8 protein-coding genes are annotated in these 7,131 nt (G+C 66.7%); 7 read left to right on the forward strand and 1 reads right to left on the reverse strand.

Features of this window, described 5'->3' with window-relative positions:
- Window positions 1-13 precede the first annotated feature (13 nt).
- The 7 genes from DBR23_RS11280 to DBR23_RS11310 all read left to right on the forward strand — a co-directional run bounded on the left by DBR23_RS11280 (window position 14) and on the right by DBR23_RS11310 (window position 6,680).
- On the forward strand, window positions 14-454 hold the full coding sequence (locus tag DBR23_RS11280; protein ID WP_108498318.1) for a RidA family protein: 441 nt from the start codon (window positions 14-16) through the stop codon (window positions 452-454).
- 31 nt (window positions 455-485) lie between these two features.
- Complete coding sequence (locus tag DBR23_RS11285; RefSeq protein ID WP_108498306.1) at window positions 486-1,349, forward strand: creatininase family protein; 864 nt, start codon at window positions 486-488, stop codon at window positions 1,347-1,349.
- 86 nt (window positions 1,350-1,435) lie between these two features.
- Window positions 1,436-2,434 carry an ABC transporter substrate-binding protein gene (locus DBR23_RS11290; RefSeq protein ID WP_108498307.1) on the forward strand — a complete coding sequence of 333 codons (999 nt, stop codon included), beginning with the start codon at window positions 1,436-1,438 and terminating at the stop codon, window positions 2,432-2,434.
- Window positions 2,435-2,546: 112 nt separating this feature from the next.
- Window positions 2,547-3,347: an ABC transporter ATP-binding protein gene (locus tag DBR23_RS11295; protein WP_108498308.1), complete on the forward strand. Its 801-nt coding sequence runs from the start codon at window positions 2,547-2,549 to the stop codon at window positions 3,345-3,347.
- Entirely contained in the window at window positions 3,344-4,264 is a 921-nt protein-coding gene (locus DBR23_RS11300; protein ID WP_082565090.1) for an ABC transporter permease, read from the forward strand. The genes DBR23_RS11295 and DBR23_RS11300 overlap by 4 nt, the downstream gene beginning before the upstream one ends.
- Window positions 4,265-4,365: 101 nt before the next feature.
- Window positions 4,366-5,751: an FAD-binding oxidoreductase gene (locus DBR23_RS11305; protein WP_108498319.1), complete on the forward strand. Its 1,386-nt coding sequence runs from the start codon at window positions 4,366-4,368 to the stop codon at window positions 5,749-5,751.
- A gap of 92 nt (window positions 5,752-5,843) precedes the next feature.
- Window positions 5,844-6,680 (forward strand): urease accessory protein UreD, encoded by an 837-nt coding sequence (locus DBR23_RS11310; RefSeq protein ID WP_108498309.1) that lies wholly within the window; start codon window positions 5,844-5,846, stop codon window positions 6,678-6,680.
- Window positions 6,681-6,709: 29 nt separating this feature from the next.
- Here the strand turns inward: DBR23_RS11310 and DBR23_RS11315 are convergent.
- Window positions 6,710-7,131 (reverse strand): GAF domain-containing protein (locus DBR23_RS11315; protein WP_108498310.1); only part of this gene is annotated, 422 nt, incomplete at its 5' end.

Below are 7,131 nucleotides of genomic sequence, written 5' to 3' on the forward strand. Positions count from 1 at the left end.
ATCTGCGCCAGGTATCGCCCAGCCCCTGGCCCGCTACGCCGCATGGCGCCGCGCAGGCGACTTCATCTACCTGAGCGGGATCATTGCCGTGGACCCCGCCGCCAGCCGCATCGTGCGTGGCTACGACGACATCCCGCATGAGGCCGCCACGCTGATTGGCCGCACGGGCGAGTTCAGCAGCGACATCAAGGAGGGCCCCATCCTCGCGCAGAGCTGGTACGTGCTCGACCGCATCCGCCTGACCATCGAGGCCGCAGGCGGCCAGATGTCCGACGTGTTCAAGCTGGTGCAGTACTTCAAGAACCTGGACCACTTCCCGCAGTACAGCCGCGTGCGCAAGCTGTTCTTCCCCGGCGAGCCCCCCGCATCCACCGTGGTGGAAGTGAGCGGCATGTTGCCCACGCCCGACATCCTGATCGAGGTCGAAGCCACGGCCTATCTGCCACAGCGCTGATACACCCCCAACACCTTCACGAAAGTCTTTCATGCTGCACGGCTACAACCCGCCCCACCGCTACCTGCCCTACCTGAGCTGGACCGAGATCGCCGACCTGCCGGACAAGGAGAACACCGTCATCGTGCTGCCCACGGGCGCCACCGAGCAGCACGGCCCGCACCTGCCCTGTGCGGTGGACACGGTGATCAGCGCGGGTGTGGTGGGCCATGCGCTGGCGCGCCTGCCGGCCGATGTGCCTGCGTTCGCGATGGCGCCCATCACCTACGGCAAGTCCGAAGAGCACCTGCACTTTCCCGGCACCGTCACGCTCAGCGGCGAGACCCTGCTGGCCACCATGAACGAGGTGGGCGAGTCGGTGTACCGCGCGGGCTTTCGCAAGCTGCTGTTTGTCAACGGCCACGGCGGCCAGCCGCAGGTGATGGAGATGTGCGCACGCGAGTTGCGCCTGCGCCATGGCGACTTCATCGTCGTGCCCAGCTTCACCTGGCGTGTGCCGCATGTGGCGGGCAAGTTCCTCTCCGACAAGGAAAAACGCCTGGCCATGCACGCCGGTCATGCCGAAACCGCACTGATGCTGGCGCTGGCCCCCGACACCGTGCACATGGAGCGTGCGGTAGTCAACTACCCGCCCGTTTTTGACTCGCCCCTGCTCTCACCCGACGGCCGCCCGGCCTGCGCCTGGAGTGCACGCGACTTCGGCCCCAGCGGAATCATTGGCGACCCGCTGCCCGCCACGGCCGAACAAGGGCACGCCATCCTCGACTCGCTGGCCGTGAGCTGGGCCGCCGCCATTGCCGAGCTGCACAAGCTGCAGTGGGCACCGCGCGCTGAGCCCACCTGGGGCCGCGCCCATCACACCGGCCACGTGGAGCACTCCAGCGCACTGGCCTGAAACCTGCGAACGCCACCGCAAAACCTTTTCGCCTTCCCCTTCGTTGTCCCTTCGTTCCACCTCCACCACCCTACCGGAGTACCACCATGATGAAGACCGCCTCCCGCCTTTCCAAACTTGGTGCAGCCGCGCTGCTCGCTGTTGGTGCCGTCGGCACCATGCAAGCCCACGCGCAGGAAAAGTTCACCTACATGACCAACTGGTATGCGCAGGCCGAGCATGGCGGCTTCTACCAGGCGGTGGCTACGGGCCTGTACAAAAAGTACGGGCTGGATGTGACCATCAAGATGGGCGGCCCGCAGGTCAACATCGTGCAGATGATGGCCGCCGGCCAGGCCGAATGCGTGATGGGGTCGAGCGACCTGCAGATGATCCAGATGCGTGAAGGCGGCGTGCCCGTAGTCAATGTGGCGGCCGTATTCCAGAAGGACCCGCAGGTACTCATCGCGCACGAGGACGTGAAGAAGTTCGAAGACCTCAAGGGCAAGACCATCCTGATCGCCTCGTCGGCCCAGCGCGGCTACTGGCCCTGGCTCAAGGCCAAGTACGGCTTCACCGACTCACAGACGCGCCCCTACACCTTCAACATCCAGCCCTTCGTGGCCGACAAGAACGCCGCCCAGCAGGGCTACCTGACGTCCGAGCCGTTTGCGATTGCCAAGGCGGGCGTCAAGGCCAACACGCTGATGTTCAGCGACCAGGGCTACCCAGCGTATGCCACCACCATCTCGTGCATGGAAAAGACGGTGAAGGACCGCAGCGCCGCTGTGGCCTCGTTCGTGAAGGCATCGATGGAAGGCTGGAAGAGCTACCTGGCCGACCCCGCCCCGGCCAACGCGCTCATCAAGAAGGACAACCCCAACATGACCGACGAGCAGCTTGCCTACAGCGTGGCCAAGCTCAAGGAAATGGGCATGGCGACTGGGGGCGACGCGGCCACCATGGGCATCGGCATCATGACCGACGCGCGTGCCAAGGCCAGCTACGACTTCCTGGTGGACGCCAAGCTCATCGACCCTGCCAAGGTGAAGCTGGCCGAGACCTACACAACTTCGTTCGTCAAAGACCTCAAGGTTCTGCCCTGAGCCTGACAGCCCTGAAACAGCGGCCGGTGCGACCATTTGCCCGCCCGGCCGCATCCATCGAAAGGCGACCATGACATCCCCCGCTGACTCTCCGCCGCTGGTGCACACCCCGATGCCAGCCACCTATTCCACACCCGCCGTGGAGGTGCTCTCCGCCGAAAAAACCTACCCCAATGGCACCCAGGCCCTGCTGCCGGTGGACCTGACCATTGAGGAAGGCGAGTTCGTCACCCTGCTGGGCCCCTCGGGCTGCGGCAAGAGCACGCTGCTGAAAATGGTGGCAGGCCTGCTGGAGCCCACCGACGGCCGCCTGCACCTGTGGCGCAAGCCCGTGGCGCAGCTGGAAGAGAGCGGCAAGAAGATGGCGTTTGTCTTCCAGTCGCCCACGCTCATGCCCTGGGCCAGTGTGCAGACCAATGTGCGCCTGCCGCTCGACTTGGCGGGCGTGCCCCGCGCCGAGGCCGATGCGCGCGTGACCGAAGCGCTGGCGCTGGTGGGGTTGTCGAAATTTGCCCATGCGCTACCCCGCGCGCTGTCGGGCGGCATGCAGATGCGCGTATCGATTGCGCGCGGCCTGGTCACCCAGCCCGACCTGCTGTTGATGGACGAGCCCTTTGGCGCGCTGGACGAAATCACGCGCCACAAGCTCGACGCCGACCTGCTGGATCTGTGGCGCAAGAAGAAGCTCACCGTGATCTTCGTGACGCACTCGATCCACGAGGCGGTGTTCCTCTCCAGCCGTGTGGTCATGATGGCCGCGCGACCTGGCCGCGTGGTCGAAGAGTTCCGCATCGACGCGCCCTACCCCCGCACGGCCGACTTCATGGTGTCGCCCGAATTCAGCCGCTACGCCAAGCTGCTGCAGGGCAGCCTGCTGCGCGCCAGCGTGGACACCGAGGAGACCGTGGCATGAGCACCCCCTTCCCTTCCGCACCGATGGCGTCGCCCGTGGTCACCGCCCACCCCGCAGCCGCCCCGCGCTCAGCGCCTGCAGCAGTCGCTGCCAAACCTGCCGCCAAGGCCACACCCAAACGCCCGCCGCTCATGGCCCAACCCCGCGTGCAGCGCGTGGTGTACCCCGTGCTGGTCGGCCTGGTGCTGATCGCGCTCTGGCAGGGGCTGGTCACGGCCATGGAGCTACCGCCCTACCTGGTGCCCTCACCCATCCTGATGATGAAGACGCTGTTCACCGACTGGGCCGCCCTGGGCGGCTCGCTGTGGGTCACCGTCAAGATCACGGTGCTGGCCTTTGTGGTGGCCACGGTGGCGGGCGTGCTGATCTCGTTCCTGTTTGTCCAGAGCAAACGCATCGAGACCGCGCTCTTCCCCTACGCCGTGCTGCTGCAGGTCACGCCCATCGTGGCCGTGGCACCGCTCATCATCATCTGGGTCAAGGACCCGACGGCCTCGATGGTGATCTGCGCCGCACTGGTGGCCCTGTTCCCCATCATCAGCAACACCACGCTGGGTTTGCGCAGTGTGGAGCCTGACCTGCAAAGCTACTTTCAGCTCAACCGCGCCACGCGGCTGCAGACGCTGCTGCGCCTGCGCATCCCAAGCGCGCTGCCCTACTTCTTTGGCGGGCTGCGCATTTCCAGCGGCCTGGCGCTCATCGGCGCCGTGGTGGCCGAGTTTGTAGCGGGCACCGGGGGCCAGGGTGCGGGGCTGGCGTACCAGATCCTGCAAGCGGGCTTCCAGCTCAACATCCCGCGCATGTTTGCCGCGCTGCTGCTGATCTCGCTCACCGGCGTCGCGCTCTTCGTGCTGATGGCATGGCTCACACGCGTCGCCCTGGGCGGCTGGCACGCCAGCGAAACGTCGCACGACTAGCCCTTTCAACCCCATCGCCAACACACCGCGTGCAGCCACTGGCGCGCGGCAAGGGCTTCCTTTTGCCCAAAACGGCCACCAGCGGCCAAGGAGATACCGACATGACCACCACCGCCCATCAACTGCCCGACCTGCTGCCCGACCTCGACTGGATCACCGACCCGCTGCGCGTGGGCCGCCTCTCACAGGACTTTGCCTGGTTCAGCCCCGTGCTCAAACGCGACCTGGCGGGCAAGCGCGGCGACATCGCCGTGCGCCCGCGCACCGAAGCAGAAATCCGCCAGGTGGTGGCTGCCTGCGCCAGCGCGGGCATCCCTCTCACCGTGCGCGGCAGCGGCACCGGCAACTACGGCCAGAGCACGCCACTGCACGGCGGCGTGATCCTGGACCTGTCGGGCTACAACGCGTTTGGCTGGGTGCGCGGCGGCGTGGGCCGCGCGCAGTCTGGCATTCGGCTGGCAGACTTTGACACACAGGCCAAGCCCCACGGGCAAGAGCTGCGCTGGCTGCCCAGCACCTACCGCAGCGCCACGCTGGGCGGGCTGTTTGGCGGCGGCTTTGGTGGTGCGGGCTCCATCAACCACGGCCCGCTGGCCGCGCCCGGCAACGTGCTGGCCGTGCGCGCGATGACGGTGGAGCCCGAGCCCCAGGTCATCGAGCTGCGCGGCCCCGAAGCCATGCTGCTGCACCACACCTACGGCACCAACGGCATCGTTCTGGAGCTGGAAGTGGCCCTGACCCCCGCCGTGGAGTGGACCGAATGCATCGCCACCTTCGAGCAATTCGACGCCGCGCTGGAGTTTGCCGACCGCTTTGGCAGCGCGCCCGGGCTGGAGAAAAAGGAGGTGTGTTTTGTGGCCGCGCCCATCCCGCAGTACTTCACCAGTCTGGCCGAACACCTGCCTGCCGACCAGCACGCCGTGCTGCTGCTGGTGGCCCCGCACTCAGAAGCCGGCATGCGCGACATGGTGGCCCAGCACGGCGGTCAGGTCACCTACCGCAAGACGGCCGACGAAGTGGCCAGCAACCACAAGACGCTGCTCGAATACACCTGGAACCACACCACCCTGCACGCCCTCAAGGTGGACAAGGGCCTGACCTATATCCAGAGCGGCTTCAACCCCATGCACCGCCTCAAGCAGGTGAAGGCGCTGGAGGCCGCGCTGAAGGGCGAGGTGATGATGCACCTGGAGTTCTTGCGCACCAAGGAGGGCGCCTTCAACTGCAGCGGCCTGCAGATCATCCGCTACACCACCGAAGAACGCCTGAACCAGATCATGCAGATCTACCGCGACCACGGCGTGCAGATCAACAACCCACATGTGTACATCGTGGAAGACGGCAAGCAGAACAACCTGGACCCGGCCGTGGTGGGCATGAAGCGCCGCTTTGACCCCCAGGGCCTGCTCAACCCGGGCAAGCTGCGCAGCTGGTACACGGCCGAACCCACAGCCCCCGTGCAGACACCTGTACGCCAAACAGCGTAGAGAAAACGGGTGGCGCGTGTCGCACCCACAGGCCTCTACCGCTTGCCTGCAGGGCATAATCAGCTACTCATTTAGTAGCAAACCATCGAAACATGCCCTGGCACGCCCGCCTTCAGCTCGACTACACGGCAGAACATAGCGCCCGCACGGTAGCCCGCTACGAGCACAACGGGCCGCTGCGCATCCTGCAAAGCCTGTACCCCGAGGGCGACGCCATCTGCCACAACGTGCTGGTGCACCCGCCCGGCGGCCTGGTGGGCGGCGACACGCTGGACATCACCACCACCGTGGGCCCCGGCGCCCATGGCCTGGTCACCACGCCCGGTGCCACGCGCTTCTACCGCTCCACCGGCCCGCTGGCGCTGCAACGCAGCCACCTCACCCTGGCCGAAGGCGCGCGCCTGGAATGGCTGCCGCTGGAGGCCCTGTGCTACAGCGCCTGCCATGCTGAAAACCACCTCACGCTGGACCTCGCCCCCGGCGCCGAATGCATCGCCTGGGACGTGACCGCACTGGGCCTGCCGCACGCGGGCCAGCCGTTTGAACAAGGCCGCTTCACCCAGCACCTGGAAGTGCCCGGCCTGTGGCTGGAGCGCGGCGTCGTCGACGCCGCCGATGACCGGCTGCTGAGCAGCCCCTTGGGCTTGGGGGGCCACCGCTGCATGGCCAGCATGTTCTTTGCCTCAGGCACCCCACTTGACCGGACGCGCCGCGACACCGCACTGGCCGCGGCCCGTGCGGTGATGGATCAGCACCCCCTGGTCAAGGCCACCGCAGGCGCCACCAGCCCCAACGACCGCATGGTGGTGGTGCGCGTGCTGGCGCCGCAGGTGGAGCCCGCGATGAAACTGCTCAAGGCCGTGCGGGTGGCGTGGCGCCAGGCGATGTGGTCGCTGGAAGGGGAAGCACCCCGGATCTGGGCGATGTAAGGGGCCGATCAACACTGCCCTGCAGGAGGTCAGCGCTGCCCGGGATCCAGTGTGAGCCTGGAGGCCAGCAGGTCAGCTGTGTACCGCAGACGGCCGATGTCCACGTCGGCCTGCACGCCACGGCTGAAGCAGCACAACGTGCCATATATCTCCCCGCCCGAAAGCCGCACCGGCGTGCTCAGATGCGTGCCGATGGGAAAGCCGGGGTTGGGTGCCCGGCCCGCCGCCACCAGGGGCCCGGCGTCCTTGATCGCTTCGGGCAAGCGCCCCTCGATCACCCACTGACACCAGCTTTCCTCCACGGGGTCCGATCTGCCCGGCTGCACTGCGGAAAAGTCTGCGGCGCTGTCCACCGCCTTAATGGTTCTGCGCCCCTCGGTGATCTGGGACACGAAGGCCACGTCCATGTTGAGGCGGGTGCGCAGCAGCTTCAGCACCTGCGGCACAGCCG

The sequence above is a fragment of the Acidovorax sp. HMWF018 genome (assembly GCF_003061035.1).
GTDB classification, from domain to species: domain Bacteria; phylum Pseudomonadota; class Gammaproteobacteria; order Burkholderiales; family Burkholderiaceae_C; genus Acidovorax; species Acidovorax delafieldii.